Origin of the sequence: Rhizobium sp. PP-F2F-G48 (assembly GCF_004342335.1) — a bacterium.
In the GTDB taxonomy this organism is placed as follows: Bacteria; Pseudomonadota; Alphaproteobacteria; order Rhizobiales; family Rhizobiaceae; genus Ferranicluibacter.
This window is the reverse complement of the sequence record NZ_SLVH01000006.1, coordinates 182,384-203,712: the sequence shown is the minus strand read 5'-3', so window position 1 is coordinate 203,712 and position 21,329 is coordinate 182,384. Positions and strand designations below refer to the sequence as shown.

Sequence of the window (21,329 nt, the reverse complement as noted above, 5' to 3'; positions counted from 1 at the left end):
TTGTCTCTTCGCCCTTGCCAAGCGGGGAGAAGGTGCCGGCAGGCGGATGAGGGGGCTGCCTTTACTTGGGCTACTTCCCGGCCCTTGGGTTACTTCCCGGCGTTGGCCGCCATCGCCGCAACCACCTGACCCGCGACTTTCAGGCGCTGGCGCACGACGGAGCGGCCGAGGATGGCCATGCTGTCGAACAGGGGCAGAGAGCGCGACGAACCGGAGATGGCGATGAAGAGCGGCGCGAGCACCACTTTCAGCTTCTTGCCCATCCGGTCCGAGCTGGCGCGCAATTCGGCTTCCACCGATTCCGCGTTCCACTCGACGATGGTTTCGAGATCCGGCTGCACCGTCTTGAAGATCTCGACCAGTTCCTCCGGCGAGGTCTTCACCTTGGCGAAGGAGGAAGCGTCGAGCCCGAGATCGGCCTTCAGCAGGAAGCCCGCGAGGTCGGGCAGGTCGCCCAGCTTGGAAATGCGGGACTGGGAGAGGCGCAGGCCTTCCTTGATCCGGCCGTTCTCCATGGCCCAGGCCAACACGCGGCCGACGAAGTCTTCTTCCGAAATCCCCTCGCGCAGCCAGCGACCGTTCAGCCAGTCGAGCTTCTGCACGTCGAAGATCGCGCCGGCCTTCGACAGGTTCTCCGGATCGAAATGCTCGGTCAGCTGCGCCATGGTCAGCATCTCCTCGCCTTCGGCGATCTGGATGAAGAACAGGCCGAGGAAGTTCATCAGCGCTTCCGGCAGATAGCCAAGCGCGGAATAGTAGGAGATCGATGTCGGGTTCTTGCGCTTGGAGAGCTTCGACTTGTCGGCATTGCGCATCAGCGAGAGATGCATGAACACCGGCGGCTCGAGGCCGAGATAGCGATAGAGCAGGATGTGCTTGGGGACAGAGGACAGCCATTCCTCGCCGCGCGCCACATGGGTGATGCGCATCAGATGGTCGTCAACCACGTTTGCCATATGGTAGGTCGGCATGCCGTCGGCCTTGAGCAGGACCTGCATGTCGACGGCATCCCACGGAATTTCCACGGGCCCGTAGACGCCATCGACGAAGGAACAGACGCCTTCGGTCGGGATCTTCATGCGCACCACATGGGGCTCGCCGCCATCCACGCGGCGGGTCACTTCCTCGGCGCTCAGATGCAGGCAGAGGCCGTCATATTTCGGCGGCTTGCCGGCAGCGCGCTGCGCCTCGCGCATTTCCGCAAGACGCTCGGAGGTGCAGAAGCAGCGGAAACCGTGGCCGGCATCGACGATCTTCTCGACATAGGGCTTGTAGATGTCCTTGCGGTCGGACTGGCGGTAGGGGCCGTAGGGGCCGCCGATATCCGGGCCTTCGGACCATTCGAGCCCGCACCATTTCAGCGCATCGAGCACCTTGGCTTCGAACTCCGGCGTCGAGCGCGTGGCGTCCGTGTCCTCGATCCGCAGGATGAAGGTGCCGTTGTTCTTCTTGGCGAAGAGATAGTTGAACAGCGCGATATAGGCCGTGCCGACATGCGGTTCGCCGGTGGGGGAGGGAGCGATGCGCACCCGGACTGGTGTGTCTGTCATGATCTCGGCCTGTTGGCGTGCTGCTGGCGTTTCCGGGCAAGCGCCGCCGCACTGGCCCCGGCCTTCGAAGGCTAAGACACGCGACCAAGCGCCTCGAGGGCGCGGCCGGCTGTCTTCAATCGCGGGCGTGAGACCATATTCCCCGCCGCACGTCAAGGCGGAGGCCGTGCGCGGCGGACCTGAGGCGAGGAAAGGGCCCGGCAGATTCTGCCAGGCCCTCTTCGTCAGGTCATCCATGCCATCCGAGCGATCAGTGGCGCGTCGGGACCACGCCGGCCTTGGCGGCGCGTTCCCGCTCCCGCTTGCGGCGCGAGAACATGTTCAGCGCCTCGACGCCGGCCGAGAAGGCCATGGCCGCGTAGATGTAGCCCTTGGGCACGTGAACGCCGAAGCCTTCGACGATCAGCGTACCGCCGATCATCAGCAGGAAGGCGAGCGCCAGCATGACGATGGTCGGGTTCTTCTCGATGAAGTTGGCGAGCGGCGTGGCGGCCAGAAGCATGACCGTCACGGCGGTGATGACGGCAATGAACATGATCGGCACGTGCGGCGTCATGCCGACGGCCGTGATGATGCTGTCGATCGAGAAGACGAGGTCGAGGATGAGGATCTGGCCGATCGCCGCACCGAAGGTCATCTGCACGACGTTCTTGCCGGCACCGACGAGATCTTCCTTGTGATCCTCGGTGTCTACCGAATGGTGGATTTCCTTCGTGGCCTTCCAGACGAGGAAGATACCGCCGGCGATGAGGATCAGATCCTTGCCGGAGAAGCCCATGCCGAAGATCGTGAAGAGGTCGGAGTCGAGCTTGACGATCCAGGCGATGGCGAAGAGCAGGCCGAGGCGCATGATGAGAGCCAGGCCGATGCCGATCTTGCGGGCCTTGTCGCGGTTCTCGGGCGGCAGCTTGTTCGTCAGAATGGAGATGAAGATCAGGTTGTCGATGCCGAGCACGACTTCCATGACGACAAGCGTGATGAGCGCGATCCAGGCGGCTGGGTCTTGCATGAGCAGCAGGAAATCCTGCATCGGGACGGGTCCTTCCTCGATAGGGGTGGCCTCGTTGAGAGGCTGGTGCGGGGTGCCTGCGCAAGGCGGCAGACGTCAACGCTACCCATGTAACGGGAAATCGGCACGCGGCAAGTCGCCCGCAGCACGCCGAACCGGTCTCGACATCACGTTACATCACTTTTTCGCGATATAAAATTTCAGGAACATCGCAATTGCCGATCGGACGGTCCGGTCGATCTCTTCCGCATCCGGTGGAACGGGCAGCCAGCCGAACAGCCGGCGCTTGAAGAGGCCGGGCATGCAGAGCTCGATGAACTGGCGTGCGGCGAGATCGGTGTCTTCGATATCGAACAGACCCTCGGCGATCTTGCTTTCCAGATAGGTGCGCAGGATCGTATAGCCGTTTTCCGGCGAGGCCGAGAAGAAGCGATGGCTGAGATCCGGCATGCGCTCGCTGACGCTCAGCACCATCTTCATGCCGCGGACGGTCGTGTCCGAGCAGAGATGCGTGACGAACGTGACGCCGAAATCATAGAGAACGGCATCCACAGGCCCGTGATTGCTGTGCATCACATGCTTCATGCTGGCGACCAACTTGGCGCGCTCGCGCTCGATCATGGCCGCGAACAGGTCCTCCTTGCCGCCGAAATAGACGTAGATCGTGCCCTTGGAGACGCCGGCTTCACGGGTAATGTCGTTCATGCTGGCGGCATCGAAGCCGACGGCCATGAAGACGCGCTTGGCGCCATCGATGATCTGGTCGCGCTTGACGGGATCCTCGCCCGCCGCCCGTCGTCCGCCTGTCGCAATCTCGCAAGCGTCGCAACCGTCTGGCGACGGGGAGCCGGCGATGCCGCTCGGGCGCGATATTTCGGCGACCGGAGCCTCGGCTTCGACGGGGGTCGTTCGGGCATCGGCTCGCTGCAGCGCAGGCATCGCATTCTCCCTTCATTAACTTTTCGAACCGAGCGGTTCGATTTCACTTGATATGCGGGATCAACTTGCCTATGTCAAATCGAACTGAACGGTTCAGTTTGCTTTTCTTACTATTTTCCGGGGACGTCGACCATGGCAGGTTCCAGCAAGACAGCGGCAGCGCATGTGCGGCCGGTGGGTGAGGATTTCGACACGACGGATGGTGTCGTGACGGCAAAGGCGGCGGATGCGCCGGCCTCTGTCGCGCCCATTGCCGCGCCCGCGCCCGCCGCGCCTGAAAAGCAGCCGAAGCGCCGCCGCCTGGTGGTCCCGATCATTGGCCTTGCCGTCCTCGGCGCGGCCGGCTGGTTCGGCTATGAGTGGTGGACCAATGGCCGCTTCATGATCTCGACCGACGATGCCTATATCGAAGGCGATCTGACCTCGATCGCGCCGAAGGTTTCCGGCTATGTGGAGACGGTGAACGTCGTTGCCAACCAGCGGGTCAAGGCGGGCGATCCGCTCGTGACGCTCGACAATGGCGACTACCGGATCGCCGCAGATCAGGCGCAGGCCCAGATCGATACCGAAAAACTGTCTCTCGCGCGGTTCGATGCGCAGATCGCCGGTGCCCAGGCGAGCCTGCAGCAGGCCCGGGCGCAGAAGACCGCGTTGGAAGCGACCGTGCGCGGGGCCGACATCACGCAGAAGCGTGCCAGCGACCTCCAGTCGAAGGCCGTCGGTTCGGTCGCTTCCCTCGACAGCGCCAATGTGGCGCTCGACCAGGCGCGGGCCAACGTTCTCGCCGCGGATGCGACGATCGCAGCGGCCGCCGCCAACGTCTCGGTGCTGGAAGCCCAGCGCGCCGAGGCCGAGAGCACGATCCGCTCGTTGGAACTGTCGCGCGACAAGGCGCAACGCGATCTCGCCTTCACCGTTCTCAAGGCCCCCTATGATGGCGTGGTCGGCAATCTTGCGGTTCAGGATGGCGATCTCGTTTCGGCCGGCCAGCGTCTGGCCGCCCTCGTGCCGGTCAACAAGCTCTACATCGACGCCAACTTCAAGGAGACGCAGATCGCCGGCCTGGTGCCGGGCTCCAAGGTGAAGGTGCATGTGGATGCCTATGACGACAAGCCGATCGAGGCGACCGTCGAATCCATCGCACCGGCCTCCGGCTCGGTCTTCTCGCTGCTGCCGCCTGAGAACGCGACCGGCAACTTCACCAAGGTGATCCAGCGCGTGCCGGTGCGCATTGCTCTGCCGCAGGACGTGCTCGACAGCGGGCGCCTGCAGGCCGGCCTCAGCGTCGTGGTGGATGTCGATACGCGTACCGCGCCGACGACGACGGATACCGTCGCCGCGCGCTGATCCGTCTGCATCTTCTGTCGTCCGGGCGACAGCGGCTCCGCCCCGCCGCCCGGACTGACCTTCTTCTGACCATATCGAGCGCTCCGAGGCCCTTTGAGAGGCCTTGGCGCTCGCACGGGAGCAAGCCTATGGCTGCGAGTGCAACTGCAACCGCCGGCGGACGGCCCAGTGCGATGGCGGCGGGTTCAGGCTCCGGATCGGGGGCCAAGACGGGCGCGGACGAGAAGATGGATCCGCGCCGGCTGATCGCCTTCTTCGCGATGGTCGTCGGCATGTTCATGTCGATCCTCGACATCCAGATCGTTTCCGCATCGCTCGCCGAGATCCAGGCCGGCATCTCTGCCGGCTCCGACGAGATCGGCTGGGTGCAGACGGCCTATCTGATCGCCGAAGTCATCATGATCCCGCTTTCGGGCACGCTGGCCCGCATCGTGTCCACGCGCGTGCTGTTTGCCTGCTCGGCCGCAGGCTTCACCGTCGCCAGCGCCCTTGCGGCGACCGCGACCAATATCGACCAGATGATCATCTACCGCGCGCTGCAGGGGTTCATCGGCGGCGGCATGATCCCGTCCGTCTTTGCGGCGGCCTTCACCATCTTCCCGCCCTCCAAGCGCAACATCGTCTCGCCCATCATCGGCCTCATCGCGACGCTGGCGCCGACCATCGGGCCTACGGTCGGCGGCTATCTCAGCCATGCCTTTTCCTGGCACTGGCTGTTCCTCGTCAACATTCCCCCGGGGATCGTGGTGGCCATCGTCACCTGGAACTATATCGATTTCGACAAGCCGGAGCTCAGCCTCGTCAAGAAGTTCGACTGGTGGGGGCTGCTTTCCATGGGCGTCTTCCTCGGTTGCCTCGAATATGTGCTGGAGGAAGGCAATACCAACGACTGGTTCAGCGACGGGCATATCGTGATCGGCGCCGTTGCCTGCGTCGTCGCGGCCGTCGTGTTCTTCTACCGGGTGTTCACGGTCGATTTCCCCGTGGTGGATCTGCGCGCCTTCACCAACCGCAACTTCGCCTTCGGCTCGCTCTTCTCGTTCATCATGGGCATCGGGCTTTACGGGCTGACCTATCTCTACCCGCTCTATCTCGGGCAGATCCGCCATTACGACTCGCTGATGATCGGGGAGACCATGTTCGTCTCGGGCATCGCCATGTTCTGCACGGCGCCGATCGCCGGCATTCTTTCGGGCAAGTTCGACCCGCGCGTGCTGATGGTGATCGGCTTCGCCTCGTTTTCGGGCGGCACCTACATCATGACGAACATCACCACCGACTGGGATTTCTACGAGCTCCTGGTACCGCAGATCCTGCGCGGCTTCGGCATGATGATGTGCATGGTGCCGATCAACAATGTGGCGCTCGGCACGCTGTCCCCGGACAGGGTCCGGGGCGCATCCGGCGTCTTCAACCTCACCCGAAACCTCGGCGGCGCCGTGGGTCTAGCGGCGATCAACACGATTCTGACGCGGCGGCAGGACGTGCATTACGCCCAGCTTTCCGAGCATGTGACGTGGAGCAACCCGGAAGCCATGGCGCAGCTGAACCAGATCGCCGGCAACTACAACGCCCATGGCATGGACGGCACGACCATCGCCATGAAGCAGCTGGCCGGCATCGTCCAGCGGCAGGCTTCCATCCTGTCATTCGCGGATATTTTCGTGCTGCTGACATTCCTGTTCGGCGCTCTCATCTTCTGCGTCCTCGTCATCCAGAAGCCGAAGCCGGTTGCGCCCAGTGCCGGCGGCGGGCACTGAAAACCGTCCTTTCTCTCTGATCGACGCCGGCCCTCGTGCCGGCGTTTTTCGTTTTCGGAGTCGGGGCTGGAATTTCTGATTTACGTACATCAAGATTTCCTCTAGATCTCGTTTTCGGAGGAAACATGCGACCGACCGTTCACGATATCGCTGCACAAGCGGGCGTCAGCCTTGCGACGGTCGACCGGGTTCTCAACCGGCGGCCGGGCGTCAAGGCCGCGACACGCCTGCGCGTCGAGGCGGCGATCGCGGCGATCGGGTTCGTTCGCGACATGGCGGCGGCGAACCTTGCCAAGAGCCGGGTCTATCCCTTCACCTTCATTCTTCCGGGCGGCGACAACTCGTTCATGCGGGGTCTGGAGCGGCATGTGCGCGAGGCCATGGTACGGCCCGCGTCCGATCGCGTTGCGATTTCGCTCGTCGTCGTTCCCCCGTTCGACGGTGCCGCCGTTGCCCGGGCGCTGGATGCAGCGATTGCGCAGGAGCCGGCGGGCATCGCGGTGGCGGCGGTGGACGCGCCCGACGTGATGGATGCCGCGCTGCGCGTGCAGGCCTCCGGCATTCCGCTGGTCACGCTGGTGTCCGATCTCGGGCCCGCTTGCCGGGATCATTTTGCCGGCATCGACAACCATGCCGCCGGGCGCACCGCCGGCAGCCTGATGCGGCGCTTCGTCGGCCGAGAGGCCTCCGAGACAGCAAAGGTCGCGGTCCTCGCAGGCTCCATGCTGGTGCGCGATCATCGCGACCGGCTCGACGGCTTCAGGTCCGCCCTGTCCGAAACCTGCACCCTGCTGCCCGTGCTCGAAGGGCAGGACGATCCCGCCGCGACCGAACGGCTGATCGCGGATCTTCTGGCGCAACATTCCGATCTCGCCGGCATCTACAGCCTCGGCGCGGGCAATCGCGGCCTGATCGCGGCCCTGCGGCGGCATTCGGGCCCACGGCCGCGCGCGATCATCGCCCACGAGCTGACGCCGCATACGCGTGCGGCGCTCGAAGCCGATCTGATCGACGCCGTGCTCAACCAGGATGCCGGCCACGAGGTGCGCAGCGCCATCCGGGTTCTCAAGGCCAAGGCGGACGGCATACCCGCGGTCGACGCGCAGGAGCGCATCCGCATCGATATCTTTCTGAAAGACAACCTGCCGTTCGCAGACGAGGCGGACGGCGACGCGCTTCGCCCATTCGGTTTGGCAAGCGGCGAAAACTAGGAGCATTTCATGTATCTCGGCATCGATCTCGGCACATCGGGCGTCAAGGCGCTACTTATCGACGGCGAACAGCGCATCGTCGGTTCGGCGACCGGCGCCTGCGACGTGCTGCGCCCCCATTCCGGCTGGTCCGAGCAGGACCCCGCCGACTGGATCCGCGCGACGCAGGAAGCGATCGCGGGGCTGAAGGCATCGCATTCGATGGAGCTTGCCGCCGTGCGCGGTATCGGACTTTCCGGCCATATGCATGGCGCAACGCTGCTCGACGACAGCGACAGCGTGCTGCGCCCCTGCATTCTCTGGAACGACACGCGCTCGCATGCCGAGGCCGCGGCGCTCGATGCCGATCCGCAGTTCCGCGCCATCACCGGCAATATCGTCTTCCCCGGCTTCACCGCGCCGAAACTTGCCTGGGTGGCCAAGCACGAGCCGGAGGTGTTTGCGAAGGTCCGCTGGGTGCTGCTGCCGAAGGACTATCTGCGCCTCTGGCTGACCGGAGAGCATATGTCGGACATGTCGGATTCGGCCGGCACGTCCTGGCTCGATACGGGCAAGCGGGCCTGGTCGGAGAGCCTCTTGGCGGCAACCGGCCTGAGCGAGCGACAGATGCCGTCGCTGGTCGAGGGCACGGCGCCCGCGGGCACGCTGAAGTCGGACCTTGCGTCCGGCTGGGGCATGGGCGCCGGTGTCGTCGTCGCGGGCGGTGCTGGCGACAATGCGGCGTCCGCCTGCGGCATGGGCACGATCGGCGAGGGCCAGGCCTTCGTCTCGCTCGGCACCTCGGGCGTGCTGTTTGCGGCCAATGCGCGCTACCTGCCCAATCCGGAAAGTGCGGTCCACGCCTTCTGCCATGCCCTGCCGGACACCTGGCACCAGATGGGTGTGATCCTGTCGGCGACCGATGCGCTCAACTGGCATGCCGGCATCACCGGCCGCAGCGCCTCGGAGCTGACGCGGGAACTGGGGGACACGCTGCAGGCCCCGACGGGCGTCACCTTCCTTCCCTATCTCTCGGGTGAGCGCACGCCGCACAACGACGCCACCATCCGCGGCGCCTTCATCGGGCTGGGCCATGAAAGCAGCCGGGCCGTGCTGACGCAGGCGGTTCTCGAAGGTGTGTCCTTCGCCATCCGCGACAGCCTCGAAGCCTTGCGACGTGCGGGCACCCAGCTGCACCGGGTCACGGCGATCGGCGGCGGCTCGCGCTCGACCCTTTGGCTGGCATCGATCGCGACCGCGCTCGACCTGCCCGTCGATGTGCCGGCCGATGGCGATTTCGGCGCGGCCTTCGGTGCTGCCCGTCTCGGCCTGGTCGCGGCCACCGCTGCCGATCCCCTTTCCGTCTTCACGCCGCCGAAGACCGCCCACACGGTCGCGCCGGTCGCTTCGCTGCGCGAGGCTTACGACGATGCCTATCAGCGCTATGGCCGGCTCTACCCCGCCATCCGCGCCGCCTACTGATCCCGAACATCGACCTATTGGAGGAAACATCATGAGCACGGGTTATTTCAAGGATATCCAGAAGATCCGCTTCGAAGGCCCTGACAGCACGAACCCGCTGGCCTTCCGCCATTACGACCCGAACGAAGTGGTCATGGGCAAGCGGATGGAAGAGCATCTGCGCTTTGCCGTTGCCTACTGGCACACCTTCGTCTGGCCGGGCGGCGACCCTTTCGGCGGGCAGACGTTTGAGCGTCCCTGGTTCGAGGACAGCATGAAGGCGGCCAAGCTGAAGGCCGACGTGGCGTTCGAATTCTTCGATCTGCTCGGCGTTCCCTATTACTGCTTCCATGATGCCGACGTGCGTCCCGAGGGCAAGACCTTTGCGGAAAACACCAGAAACCTGAACGAGATCGTCGATTACTTCGCCGGCAAACAGCAGGAAACCGGCGTCAAGCTGCTCTGGGGCACGGCGAACCTCTTCTCCCACCGCCGCTACATGTCGGGTGCGGCGACCAATCCGGATCCGGATGTGTTTGCTTTCGCGGCTGCAACGGTCAAGACCTGCATGGACGCGACCGTGAAGCTCGGCGGCGAAAATTATGTGCTCTGGGGCGGGCGCGAAGGCTACGAGACGCTGCTCAACACCAATCTGAAGCAGGAACTCGACCAGCTCGGCCGCTTCGTCAACATGGTTGTGGAATACAAGCACAAGATCGGCTTCAAGGGCGCGATCCTGATCGAGCCGAAGCCGCAGGAACCGACCAAGCATCAGTACGACTACGACGTCGCGACGGTCTACGGCTTCCTCAAGTCCTACGGGCTCGAAAACGAGGTCAAGCTGAACATCGAGCAGGGACATGCCATCCTCGCCGGCCACTCCTTCGAGCATGAGCTGTCGCTCGCCAACGCGCTCGGCCTGTTCGGCTCGATCGACATGAACCGCAACGACTATCAGTCCGGCTGGGATACCGACCAGTTCCCCAACAATGTGCCGGAAATGGCGCTGGCCTATTATCAGGTTCTGGCAGGCGGCGGCTTCACCACGGGCGGCACCAATTTCGACGCCAAGCTGCGCCGTCAGTCTCTGGATGCCGAAGACCTGCTGATCGGTCATATCGGCGGGATGGATTGCTGCGCACGCGGTCTGAAGGCTGCTGCAAAGATGATCGAGGACAAGGCGCTGTCCGGTCCGCTCGACGAGCGTTATGCGGGCTGGAGCACGGAGGAGGGTCGCAAGCGACTGACATCCATGTCGCTCGAAGATCTCGCAGCCCATGTGGAAGCGACCGATCTCAATCCGACCCCACGTTCGGGTCGGCAGGAATACCTTGAGAACGTCGTCAACCGCTACGTCTAAGGCCGGTTTGGCCCCTCTTCTGGCATCGGAAGATCGGCGCGTTCGTGAAAGCGGACGCGCCGATCGCGTTTCCACGTGCCGACACCATCAGAATTCCGGTAAATCGTAATTTAACAATATCTTAGGGAGGGTGAACACCTCTCCGTGATCGGGCCCACAAAGCTGCTTTACGTACCTCATCAATTGCGCTAGCTTCGATCCCGGAGGAGATTGAGCGTGATTTCGACAGCACCATTGCGCGCTTGCGGGGGAGATCCGTCCGTAAGTCAGCCCGTACTCATTGTCTTGTCCGATCGATGCTGCGGGGCCCTGGGCTGCACGGCGCGGAGCGCCGCATGAGCGCTGCTCCCCTGTCGGCTTCGCCGGTGCTGCAGACGAACGGGCTCTCCAAGACGTTCGGGATCGTCGAGGTTTTGAAGGGGATCGATCTCACGATCGAGGCCGGCAAGGTGCATGCGATCATCGGCGAGAACGGGGCCGGCAAATCGACGCTGATGAAGCTGATCGCGGGCAATCTTCCGCCGACGCGGGGAGAGATCCTGATCGATGGCCAGCCGGTGACGCTTTCGGGACCCGTCGATGCGGAAGGCCGCGGCATCGTGCTGGTGCACCAGGAGATTCTGCTCGCGCCCGATCTCACCGTTGCCCAGAACATCTATCTCGGCCGCGAGGTCGTCCGCGGGCTGACGCTCGACGACAAGACGATGAACGAGGGTGCGCGTGCGGCGGTCCGCGCGTTGGGCGCCGACATCGATCCGAAAACGATCGTTTCCCGGCTGTCGATCGCCCAGCGACAACTCGTGCAGATCGCCCGCGTGCTGCTGGTGCCGCATCGTGTCGTCATCTTCGACGAACCCACCGCGTCGCTGACGCCGCACGAGACGGCGGCACTGCTGCAGGTGATCCGGCACATTCGCGCCCGCGGCATTGCAGTCCTTTATATTTCGCACCGCCTGCCGGAGGTGAAGGATATCGCCGACACGGTCACCGTGCTGCGCGATGGCCGCACCGTCGCGACGCATGCGGCGTCCACGCTTCAGCCCGCCGATATGGCGCGGCTCATGGTCGGCCGCGATGTCGCCAAGCTTTATCCCGACCGCGTGTCCGTCGCATCGCGCGAGACGGTGCTGGAGGTTTCCGGTCTGTCCGTTCCCGGTTACGCAACCAATGCCGCCTTCAGGCTCGGCAAGGGCGAAATCCTCGGGTTCGCCGGTCTCGTCGGGGCAGGGCGTACGGAGCTGATGGAGGGGATGGTCGGCCTTCGCCCGGCGCATGGCACGGTCATGCTGCATGGCCGCCCGGCACAGTTTCGCGACGTCCATGCCAGTCTCAAGGCCGGCATCGTCTATCTCTCGGAAGATCGCAAAGGCAAGGGGCTTCTCCTTGCCAAGGATCTGCGGGTCAATCTGACGCTCGCCTCGCTCGGTCGCTTCGTGCGCGGCCTGCAGGTGGATCGCAGGAAAGAAGAGACGGCGCTCGATACGGCGATCCGGGATTTCGATATCCGCACCGGCCGCAAGGACCTGCTCGCGGGCCAGCTCTCCGGCGGCAACCAGCAGAAGCTGCTGATCGCCAAGATGATGCTGCTCGATCCGCAGATCGTCATCATCGACGAGCCGACGCGCGGCATCGATATCGGCACGAAAGAACAGATCTACGCCTTCATCGCCCGTCTGGCCGAGGAGGGCCGGTCCATCATCGTGGTCTCCTCGGAAATGCCGGAACTGATCGGCATCTGCGACCGGATCGTCGTCATGCGGTCGGGGCACATCGTCGGCGAGGTCGCTGGCGAGCGGATGACGGAAGACGATATCGTCGTGCTGGCGACGGGGGTTTCCGGCGGCGTTTCTGGGGAGGCCGCGTGACGCGGGGGACAATGACCAATATGACGGCAAACGGCGCAAAGCCGGCGCGATCCATTCGCAACATCGATCTGGGGGCCGTCGCGCCGTTCATCGCGCTGGCGCTTCTCCTGGTGCTCGGTGCCTTCGCGCACCCGAACTTTCTCAGCATCGACAACCTGACCAACGTGCTTGCGCGCAGCGCCTTCATCGCGGTCATCGCCGTCGGCGCGACCTTCGTCATCTCGTCGGGCGGGCTCGATCTCTCCGTCGGCGCCATGGTTGCCTTCGTCGCGAGCGTCATGATCCTGTTCCTCAACAGCGGGGCGGGGGGCGATCCCACGATGACGCTGCTTGCGGGCGTCGGTATCGCGGTGCTCGTGGGCGCCGTCTGCGGCCTTGCCAACGGTCTCGTTACTACCGTCGGAAGGATCGAGCCCTTCATCGCGACGCTCGGGGCGATGGGCATCTATCGTGGCCTCACGACATGGCTGTCGCAGGGCGGCGCCATCACGCTTCGCGATGCCGCCGTGCAGTCGCTCTATCGTCCGGCCTATTTCGGCACCATTCTCGGCGTTCCCGTGCCGATCGTCGTCATCTTCGTCACCGCCGCCATTGGGGCCTTCGTGCTCTATCGCACGCGCTACGGCCGGCATGTCGTGGCCGTCGGCTCCAACGAGGATGTCGCGCGCTATTCCGGCATCAAGGTCAACCGCGTCCGCACCATTGCCTATATCATCCAGGGTCTCTGCGTCGCCATCGCGGTCCTCATCTACGTGCCCCGGCTCGGCTCGACCTCTGCCACCACCGGCATTCTCTGGGAACTGCAGGCGATCACCGCGGTCGTGGTCGGCGGCACGGCGCTGCGTGGCGGCGTCGGGCGCATCTGGGGGACGATCTGCGGCGCGTTCATTCTGGAGATCGTCGGCAATATCATGCTCCTGTCGAACGTGGTCAGCGAATACCTGCTGAGCGCGATCCAGGGCGCCATCATCATCATCGCCATGCTGGTCCAGAGGTTCCTGATCCGCCGGCAATAGACAGGATAAGGGTTTGCGGGCGCCCGGGCCAATGCCCAGAAGCCCGCATCATTGGGAGGAGAACACCATGAAGAAACGTATACTGGGACTGGCATTCGCAATGGCGCTGGCAGGCACGGCCTTGTCCGGCGGGGCCTTCGCGCAGGAGACGAAGACGATCGGCGTCTCGATTCCGGCCGCCGACCACGGCTGGACCTCCGGCGTGGTCTTCCATGCCGAGCGCGTCGCGAAGCTCTTGATGGCCGAGCATCCCGGCCTCAACGTCATCGTCAAGACATCGCCGGACGCCGCCAACCAGGCCAATGCCGTGCAGGACCTGAACACGCAGGGCATCGACGCCCTCGTCATCCTGCCGTCCGATCCGGATCCGCTGGTCAACGCCATCAAGGAGGTCAAGGACAAGGGCAAGTTCGTCACCATCGTCGACCGTGCCCCGAGCGTCAATGACGACACGATCCGCGACCTTTACGTCGCCGGCAACAATCCGGCGCTCGGCGAAGTCGCCGGCAAATACATCGCCGGAAAGACGCCGGACGCTCAGGTCGTCGTCATTCGCGGCCTGCCGATCCCGATCGACCAGCAGCGCCAGGACGGTTTCGACAAGGGTATTGCCGGCTCCAACGTCAAGGTGCTCGACCGCCAGTTCGGCAACTGGAACCGCGACGATGCCTTCAAGGTCATGCAGGACTTCCTGACCAAGTACCAGAAGATCGACGTGGTGTGGTGCCAGGACGACGACATGGCTGTCGGCGTGCTGCAGGCCATCGAGCAGTCCGGCCGCAAGGACATCCAGTATGTCGTCGCCGGTGCCGGTTCCAAGGACATGATCAAGAAGGTCATGGACGGCGACACGATGATCCCGGTCGATGTTCTCTATCCCCCGGCCATGGTCGGCACGGCGATGGAACTGACGGCGTCCGCGCTCTACGATCAGGTCCCCGTTAGCGGCACCTACACGCTCGACGCGACGCTCGTGACCAAGGAAAATGCCGAGAAGTTCTACTTCCCGGATTCCCCGTTCTGATCATCGATCAAAAGCCGCCTGCGGACATTCGCAGGCGGCTTTTTCATGCCCCTCAGCGGACGCCACGTCGCGATGCCCGTGGCCGGAATGGCTTGCGCCTACAGAGCAGAGTGATACCGTAGGGCTCGGCTGCAACGTTGCAGCCGAGCGGAATTTGCTCAATAAACGGCAGGCGAAGGTGTCTGCGCGAGAGATCGCTGCGCTGTGGCCGATCGACAGGATGGAGGAATTGCAAGATGAAGACGATCAAGGGGCCGGGTCTGTTCCTGGCACAGTTTGCGGGCGACGAGGCCCCGTTCAATTCCTTCGATGCCATCACGAAATGGGCAGCCGATATCGGCTACAAGGGCGTGCAGGTGCCCACCTGGGACGCACGTCTGATCGACCTCAGAAAAGCGGCGGAATCCAAAGGCTATTGCGACGATCTGGCAGGGCAGGCGCGCGACAATGGCGTCGTCATCACCGAGCTGTCGACGCATCTTCAGGGTCAGCTGGTCGCTGTCCACCCGGCCTATGACGAAGGATTCGACGGGTTTGCGGCACCGGAGGTGCGTGGCAACCCGAAGGCCCGGCAGGAATGGGCCGTCGATCAGGTGAAGCTTGCGCTGACCGCGTCGAAGCATCTCGGTCTCAACGCAATGGCGAGCTTTTCCGGCGCGCTCGCCTGGCCCTATCTCTACCCCTGGCCGCAGCGCCCCGCGGGGCTGGTGGAAACCGCCTTCGATGAACTGGCGAAGCGCTGGACGCCGATCCTCGACCATGCCGAGGACTGCGGCGTCGATATCTGCTACGAGATCCATCCGGGCGAAGACCTGCATGACGGCATCACCTATGAGATGTTTCTGGAGCGCACCGGCAACCACGCGCGCGCCTGCATGCTCTACGATCCCTCGCACTATATCCTGCAGTGCCTGGACTATCTCGACAATATCGACATCTACAAGGACCGGATCCGGATGTTCCACGTCAAGGACGCGGAGTTCAACCCGACCGGTCGGCAGGGCGTTTATGGCGGCTTCCAGAGCTGGGTGAACCGGGCTGGTCGCTTCCGGTCGCTCGGCGACGGGCAGGTGGACTTCGGTGCAGTGTTTTCCAAGATGACGGCGAACGATTTCGACGGCTGGGCCGTGGTCGAGTGGGAATGCGCCTTGAAGCATCCGGAGGACGGTGCCCGCGAGGGGGCCGAGTTCGTCAAGCACCACATCATCCGCGTGACGGAAAAGGCGTTCGACGATTTTGCGACCGGCGGCACCGACGAGGCCGCCAACCGGCGCATGCTCGGCATCTGAGACGACACCGCATTCGCGCGACAGGAAGAATGGAGAACAGACATGGCCATCGAAGGTAAGGCAGCGGAGGCGCGCCAGCCGCGCATCCGGCTCGGAATGGTGGGCGGCGGGCAGGGCGCCTTCATCGGCGCGGTGCACCGCATGGCGGCGCGTCTCGACGACCAGTTCACGCTGGTCGCGGGCGCTTTGTCCTCGACGCCGGAAAAGGCGCAGGCCTCGGGCGCCGAGCTCGGTCTCGACCCGGCCCGCACCTATGCCGATTACAGGCAGATGGCGATCCGCGAGGCCAAGCTGAAGGACGGCATCGAGGCCGTGGCGATCGTAACGCCGAACCACGTGCACTACGAAGTCGCGCGCGAATTCCTCAAGCGCGGCATCCACGTCATCTGCGACAAGCCGCTGACCTCGACGCTGGGCGACGCGCGGAAGCTGAAGGCGCTCGCCGACGAGAGCGAGGCGCTGTTCATTCTCACCCACAATTACACCGGCTATCCCATGGTGCGGCAGGCGCGCGCGATGGTCGCGCGCGGCGATATCGGCAGCGTGCGGCTGGTGCAGGTGGAGTATCCGCAGGACTGGCTGACGGATGCGGTGGAGAAATCGGGCTCCAAGCAGGCGGAATGGCGCACGGACCCGGCACGCTCCGGCGCGGGCGGATCGACCGGCGATATCGGCACGCATGCCTACAATCTCGGCGCCTTCGTCTCCGGGCTGGAGCTTGACGAACTTGCGGCCGATCTCGACAGCTTCGTGGAAGGCCGTGCTCTCGACGACAACGCCCATGTCATGCTGCGTTTCAAGGAGAAGGACGGCGTGCGCGCCAAGGGCCTGCTCTGGTGCAGCCAGGTGGCGCCGGGCCACGAAAACGGGCTGCAGGTCCGCGTCTATGGCACGAAGGGCGGGCTCGAATGGACTCAGAAGGACCCGAACTATCTCTGGTACACGCCCTTCGGCCAGCCGAAACAGCTTCTGACGCGCATGGGGGCGGGCGCTCTGGACGAGGCCAACCGTGTGTCGCGTATTCCTTCCGGCCACCCGGAAGGCTATCTCGAAGGCTTCGCGACGATCTATGCCGAGGCCGCGCGTGCCATTCAGGCAAAACGTTCCGGCGGCAAGGTCGATCCGGCCGTCACCTATCCCACCATCGATGACGGCATGAAGGGCATGTTCTTCGTGGATGCCTGCGTGCGTTCCTCCAAGCGCAACGGTGCCTGGGTCTCGGTCTGACGTTCCACACCCTTGCCGTTTATCGCCACCGGATGTTCCGCATCCGGTGGCTTTTTCGTGGACGCGTGTCTTTTCGGTCATCCGGCGTTCATGTTCGCGTGGATAGTCTCCCGCGCTTGCCAAGGTCTGCGGCTCTGGTTTTCCCCCACGCGGTGGCGTTATGGCCGTTGCCTAAGACCATGATTGAAGAGGACACGAGTGATGACCGATCCGAAGACGCTCGCCGCGCGCTTTCCCGGCGATTTCCTGTTCGGGGTGGCCACGGCCGCCTTCCAGATCGAGGGTGCGTCGAAGGCGGACGGGCGCAAGCCGTCCATCTGGGATGCGTTCTCCAACATGCCGGGCCGCGTCTTCGGCCGGCACAATGGCGACGTCGCCTGCGATCACTACAATCGCCTCGAGGACGATCTCGACCTGATCGCGAGCCTCGGCGTGCAGGCCTATCGCTTCTCCATCGCCTGGCCGCGCATCATTCCCGATGGCACCGGGCCGGTGAACGAGGCGGGCCTCGATTTCTACGACCGGCTCGTGGACGGGTTGAAGGCGCGCGATATCAAGGCTTTCGCGACGCTCTATCATTGGGATCTGCCGCTGACGCTTGCCGGGGACGGCGGCTGGACGGCGCGCTCGACGGCCTTTGCGTTCCAGCGCTATGCCCGTACCGTCATCGCCCGCCTCGGCGACCGGCTCGATGCGGTCGCGACGTTCAACGAGCCTTGGTGCTCGGTGTGGCTAAGCCACCTCTACGGCATTCACGCGCCGGGCGAGACGAACATGGAGGCGGCGCTGCATGCCATGCACGTGACCAACCTCGCCCATGGTCTCGGCGTTGCCGCGGTGCGCGAGGAACGGCCGAACCTGCCGGTCGGCATCGTCATCAATCCCATGCATGTCTATCCCGGTACAGACAGCGAAGCCGACAAGGCCGCTGCCGAACGGGCGTTCGACTTCCACAATGGCGTGTTCTTCGGTCCGATCTTCAAGGGCGCCTACCCCGACAGCGTGCTTGAGGCGCTGGGGTCGCGCATGCCGGAGGTCGAGGCCGGCGACATGGCCGTGATCAGCCAAAAGCTCGACTGGTGGGGCGTGAATTACTACACGCCGATGCGTGTCAGCGACGATCCGGCCGAAGGTGCCGAGTTTCCGGCCACCAAGCCGGCGCCCTTCGTCAACGAGGCGAAGACCGATATCGGCTGGGAGATCTTCCCGCAGGCGCTCGGCGATCTCATCCGCACCGTCAACGCGCGCTACGACCTGCCGGACTGCTACATCACGGAGAACGGTGCCTGCTACAATATGGGCGTCGAGAACGGCGCGGTGAACGACCAGCCGCGGCTCGACTATATCGCCGAACATCTCGCCGTCACGGCCGATCTGATTTCCGAGGGCTATCCGATGAAGGGCTATTTCGCCTGGAGCCTGATGGACAATTTCGAATGGGCGGAAGGCTACAGGATGCGTTTCGGCATCGTCCATGTCGATTACGAGACACAGGTTCGCACCATCAAGAAGAGCGGCCTCTGGTACAGGCAACTCGCGAGTGCCTTCCCGAAGGGCAACCACGCGGAAACGACGGCGGCTTGAGTTTAGCCGGCGAGGCGGCGGCGAAAGATGTTGACGCCGCCGACATCGGTTTCGAGCCTCTTCCAGCCGCGGCGCTCGTAAAAAGGCGTATTTTCGGGCGTGCAGTAGAGATGGATCTCGGGGGCCAGTCCCGCGACCTTGGCGAGCGCCGTGTCGATCAGGTGTTCGCCGACGCCCTGGCGGCGCGAATGGTCCTCGACCCAGAGCGCGGCAAGCCAGGGGCGGTATTGCGGGCGCGCCGGCAGGTCGTCCTCGATGACGGAAACGGTACCGCAGAAGACATCGCCGCGATGCGCGATCAGGCCGAGCGGAATGCCGGAGGAGGTGAGATTGTCCTCGATCTTCCGCGCGAGCTGCTCCCGCGTGATCAGGCCTTCGTCGCGCCACCAGGCGGTCCAGAGGCGCTCCGTCATGATCTCGCGAAAGTGCGGCACCTCGCGGAGATCCGAAACGAGGATGTCGTCCGGCATCGGCTCAGCTTCCCAGATGTTTCGAGCCGCGCGTCTTCGCGAGCGCGATCTGGCGCTGCCGCTGGCGGTAGCGTTCCCGGTCCTCGTCCGTGCGCGTGTCGTGGCAGTGGACGCAGGCGACGCCCTCTTCATGCACGGGTGAGGCGCGTTCTTCCAGCGTCAGCGGCTGGCGGCAGGCATGGCAGAGCGTGTGCTCGCCTTCGCCCAGCCCGTGCGTCACCGAGACGCGATCGTCGAATACGAAGCAGGCGCCCTCCCACAGGCTTTCCTGCGGCGGCGTTTCCTCCAGATATTTCAGGATGCCGCCCTTGAGGTGGTAGACCTCGTCGAAGCCTTGGCTCTTCATGAAGGCGGTCGCCTTCTCGCAGCGGATGCCGCCGGTGCAGTACATCGCGATCTTCGGCTTGTTGTGCAGGCCGGTCTGGTTCTTCACCCAGTCCGGAAACTCCCGGAAGGTCTTGGTCTGCGGGTCGAGCGCACCGCGGAAGGTGCCGATCGCGGTCTCGTAATCGTTGCGCGTGTCGATCACCAGCGTTTCCGGGTCCGATATCAGCGCGTTCCAGTCCTTCGGCTCGACATAGGTGCCGACGATCGTCAGGGGGTCGATATCCTCGACGCCCATGGTGACGATCTCCTTCTTGATCCGCACCTTCATGCGCAGGAACGGCATGGCCGCTGCCCGGCTCTCCTTGTGTTCCAGATCCCGGAATTCGGGCTGCGCACGCAGAAAGGCGAGCACGGCGGCGATGCCGCCCTCCGTGCCGGCGATCGTGCCGTTGACGCCCTCCTGCGCGAGAAGCAGCGTACCCTTCACGCCGTGGTCGTCGCAGACCGCCTGCAACGGATCGCGCAGATCCGCGAACCGGTGGAGCCGGGCGAAGTGGTAAAGAGCCGCGACCAGAAACGAGCCTTGGGCTTCCGGGGGCAGTGTCGTTGCGCTGTTCGTCATGGGCGGTGAAATACCGCGTTCGGCGCGCGCGCGCAATCACCCCGGATGCGTCGGGGAGGGGTCGTCAGCCCCGCTCTGCCGGGTGAAAGGCGCGCAGGCGGTGGCCGTCCGGATCAGCGGCCGTGAAGGTGTAGCCGAAATCCATCTCGACCGGCGCCTGGAGGATCGGCAGGCCCTGCGCCTTCCATCTGTCATGGCATGCGTCCACGGCCTTGCGGCCTTCCAGCACGAAGGTGACTTCGGTGCTGCCGGCGGCCGCGGAGACGGGCGGCTCGATGGTGTGCTTCGACCAGAGGCCGAGCATGGTCGCAGCGTTCATGCGGAAGAGCGCGAAGGTCGCCTGCGCTTCCAGAGGCGGTTTGCCGAGAAGGGTCTCGTAGAAGGCGGCGCTTGCGAGCGGATTGTCGACGGCGAGAATGATGTAGGTCGGTTCCATGGGGATCTCCTGATGCGCCGGATCGTCCGGCAGATCGGGTTTAGACCGTGACCCTGTCAGTTTCTGTCAGCATGGGGCGCCGCTGTCAAAGGTCGTGCACGATACCGTTCTCGCGGCGCCATTCCGCCAGAAGGACCTCGCTGCGGCGCGGACAGGTCTCCTGCGTTTGCGTCACCTCGATCATGCGGTCGATCCGGAAATGGCGAAAGCCTTTGCGCAGTTCGCACCACGCGACGAGAATGCGCAGGCCCTCGAAATAGCCGAGTGCGACGGGCCAGATGCGGCGTGTCGTCTCCTGCGCCCGCTCGTCGCGATAGGCGATGTCGAGCTTGATGCCGGCCCTGATCGCGTCTCGCAGCGCGCCGATGTCCCGTTCCGGATGCTGCCCACGGCGGGTGTTGGGGACGAGGAGAGCGGATGTTTCGAGGTCCCGCCGCAGATCGTCCGGGAGAACCGCGGCGATCTTGGCGAGCGCGTGGGCTGCCGATTGCTGCAGGCGGTCGTCGGTATTGGCGCGGACCCAGCGGGCGCCCAGCACCAGCGCCTCGATCTCCTCGCTCGACAGCATGATCGGCGGCAGGAGGAAGCCCGGATGAAGAATGTAGCCGAGACCCGGCTCGCCGGTGATATCGGCACCCTGCGCCTGCAGCGTCGCGATATCGCGATAGAGCGTGCGCAGGCTGACGCCGGTCGCCTCTGCAAGGGTCGCGCCGCTGACCGGCCGGCGATGGGTGCGCAGGATCTGCACGAGGTCGAGAAGACGGGCGGAGCGGGACATGCCAAAGCAATAGCCGTCCAGCACGTCCAGCTCAACCGGAACGCCGGCTCGACCGGAACGCCAGCTCGACCGGAA

18 protein-coding genes are annotated in these 21,329 nt (G+C 64.3%); 11 read left to right on the top strand and 7 right to left on the bottom strand.

Annotated features, from left to right (window positions below; translation table 11 throughout):
- Positions 1-89: 89 nt before the first annotated feature.
- From gltX to C8J36_RS15560, 3 genes are all read right to left on the bottom strand, one after another.
- A complete protein-coding gene (gltX, locus tag C8J36_RS15570) occupies positions 90-1,550 on the bottom strand; it encodes a glutamate--tRNA ligase (protein WP_062595918.1) in 1,461 nt (486 codons plus the stop codon).
- A gap of 250 nt (positions 1,551-1,800) precedes the next feature.
- Positions 1,801-2,580, bottom strand: coding sequence for a TerC family protein (locus C8J36_RS15565; protein WP_132536167.1), 780 nt, complete (start codon positions 2,578-2,580; stop codon positions 1,801-1,803).
- A 156-nt stretch (positions 2,581-2,736) separates the two neighbouring features.
- Positions 2,737-3,498 (bottom strand): TetR/AcrR family transcriptional regulator, encoded by a 762-nt coding sequence (locus tag C8J36_RS15560; protein WP_132536165.1) that lies wholly within the window; start codon positions 3,496-3,498, stop codon positions 2,737-2,739.
- A gap of 132 nt (positions 3,499-3,630) precedes the next feature.
- Between C8J36_RS15560 and C8J36_RS15555 the strand changes: the two genes are divergently transcribed.
- From C8J36_RS15555 to C8J36_RS15505, 11 genes are all read left to right on the top strand, one after another.
- Positions 3,631-4,845 (top strand): HlyD family secretion protein, encoded by a 1,215-nt coding sequence (locus tag C8J36_RS15555; protein WP_132536163.1) that lies wholly within the window; start codon positions 3,631-3,633, stop codon positions 4,843-4,845.
- Positions 4,846-4,973: 128 nt separating this feature from the next.
- Positions 4,974-6,605, top strand: a complete 1,632-nt coding sequence (locus C8J36_RS15550) for a DHA2 family efflux MFS transporter permease subunit (RefSeq protein ID WP_062595915.1) — start codon at positions 4,974-4,976, stop codon at positions 6,603-6,605.
- Between the two features lie 125 nt (positions 6,606-6,730).
- On the top strand, positions 6,731-7,816 hold the full coding sequence (locus C8J36_RS15545; RefSeq protein WP_132536159.1) for a LacI family DNA-binding transcriptional regulator: 1,086 nt from the start codon (positions 6,731-6,733) through the stop codon (positions 7,814-7,816).
- Positions 7,817-7,825: 9 nt separating this feature from the next.
- Positions 7,826-9,277, top strand: a complete 1,452-nt coding sequence (xylB, locus tag C8J36_RS15540) for a xylulokinase (RefSeq protein ID WP_132536157.1) — start codon at positions 7,826-7,828, stop codon at positions 9,275-9,277.
- Between the two features lie 31 nt (positions 9,278-9,308).
- Complete coding sequence (gene xylA / locus C8J36_RS15535) at positions 9,309-10,616, top strand: xylose isomerase (RefSeq protein ID WP_062595912.1); 1,308 nt, start codon at positions 9,309-9,311, stop codon at positions 10,614-10,616.
- A gap of 335 nt (positions 10,617-10,951) precedes the next feature.
- Positions 10,952-12,481 (top strand): sugar ABC transporter ATP-binding protein, encoded by a 1,530-nt coding sequence (locus tag C8J36_RS15530; protein WP_132536155.1) that lies wholly within the window; start codon positions 10,952-10,954, stop codon positions 12,479-12,481.
- A gap of 11 nt (positions 12,482-12,492) precedes the next feature.
- Positions 12,493-13,497, top strand: a complete 1,005-nt coding sequence (locus C8J36_RS15525; protein WP_132536331.1) for an ABC transporter permease — start codon at positions 12,493-12,495, stop codon at positions 13,495-13,497.
- Positions 13,498-13,564: 67 nt separating this feature from the next.
- Positions 13,565-14,521, top strand: a complete 957-nt coding sequence (locus tag C8J36_RS15520) for a substrate-binding domain-containing protein (RefSeq protein WP_062595909.1) — start codon at positions 13,565-13,567, stop codon at positions 14,519-14,521.
- Between the two features lie 236 nt (positions 14,522-14,757).
- Positions 14,758-15,810 (top strand): sugar phosphate isomerase/epimerase, encoded by a 1,053-nt coding sequence (locus C8J36_RS15515; RefSeq protein WP_132536153.1) that lies wholly within the window; start codon positions 14,758-14,760, stop codon positions 15,808-15,810.
- Positions 15,811-15,852: 42 nt separating this feature from the next.
- On the top strand, positions 15,853-17,037 hold the full coding sequence (locus tag C8J36_RS15510) for a Gfo/Idh/MocA family oxidoreductase (RefSeq protein WP_132536151.1): 1,185 nt from the start codon (positions 15,853-15,855) through the stop codon (positions 17,035-17,037).
- Positions 17,038-17,238: 201 nt separating this feature from the next.
- Positions 17,239-18,621: a GH1 family beta-glucosidase gene (locus C8J36_RS15505; protein ID WP_132536149.1), complete on the top strand. Its 1,383-nt coding sequence runs from the start codon at positions 17,239-17,241 to the stop codon at positions 18,619-18,621.
- Positions 18,622-18,623: 2 nt separating this feature from the next.
- Here C8J36_RS15505 and C8J36_RS15500 read toward each other — a convergent pair whose 3' ends face one another.
- The 4 genes from C8J36_RS15500 to C8J36_RS15485 form a co-directional block, all read right to left on the bottom strand.
- Positions 18,624-19,091 carry a GNAT family N-acetyltransferase gene (locus tag C8J36_RS15500; protein ID WP_132536147.1) on the bottom strand — a complete coding sequence of 156 codons (468 nt, stop codon included), beginning with the start codon at positions 19,089-19,091 and terminating at the stop codon, positions 18,624-18,626.
- A 4-nt stretch (positions 19,092-19,095) separates the two neighbouring features.
- Positions 19,096-20,040 (bottom strand): rhodanese-related sulfurtransferase, encoded by a 945-nt coding sequence (locus tag C8J36_RS15495; protein ID WP_132536145.1) that lies wholly within the window; start codon positions 20,038-20,040, stop codon positions 19,096-19,098.
- A 64-nt stretch (positions 20,041-20,104) separates the two neighbouring features.
- Positions 20,105-20,476 carry a VOC family protein gene (locus C8J36_RS15490; protein WP_132536143.1) on the bottom strand — a complete coding sequence of 124 codons (372 nt, stop codon included), beginning with the start codon at positions 20,474-20,476 and terminating at the stop codon, positions 20,105-20,107.
- Positions 20,477-20,561: 85 nt separating this feature from the next.
- The gene (locus tag C8J36_RS15485; RefSeq protein WP_132536329.1) at positions 20,562-21,254 is read right to left on the bottom strand and encodes a YafY family protein; all 693 of its coding nucleotides are present in this window, start codon (positions 21,252-21,254) and stop codon (positions 20,562-20,564) included.
- Between the last annotated feature and the right edge of the window lie 75 nt (positions 21,255-21,329).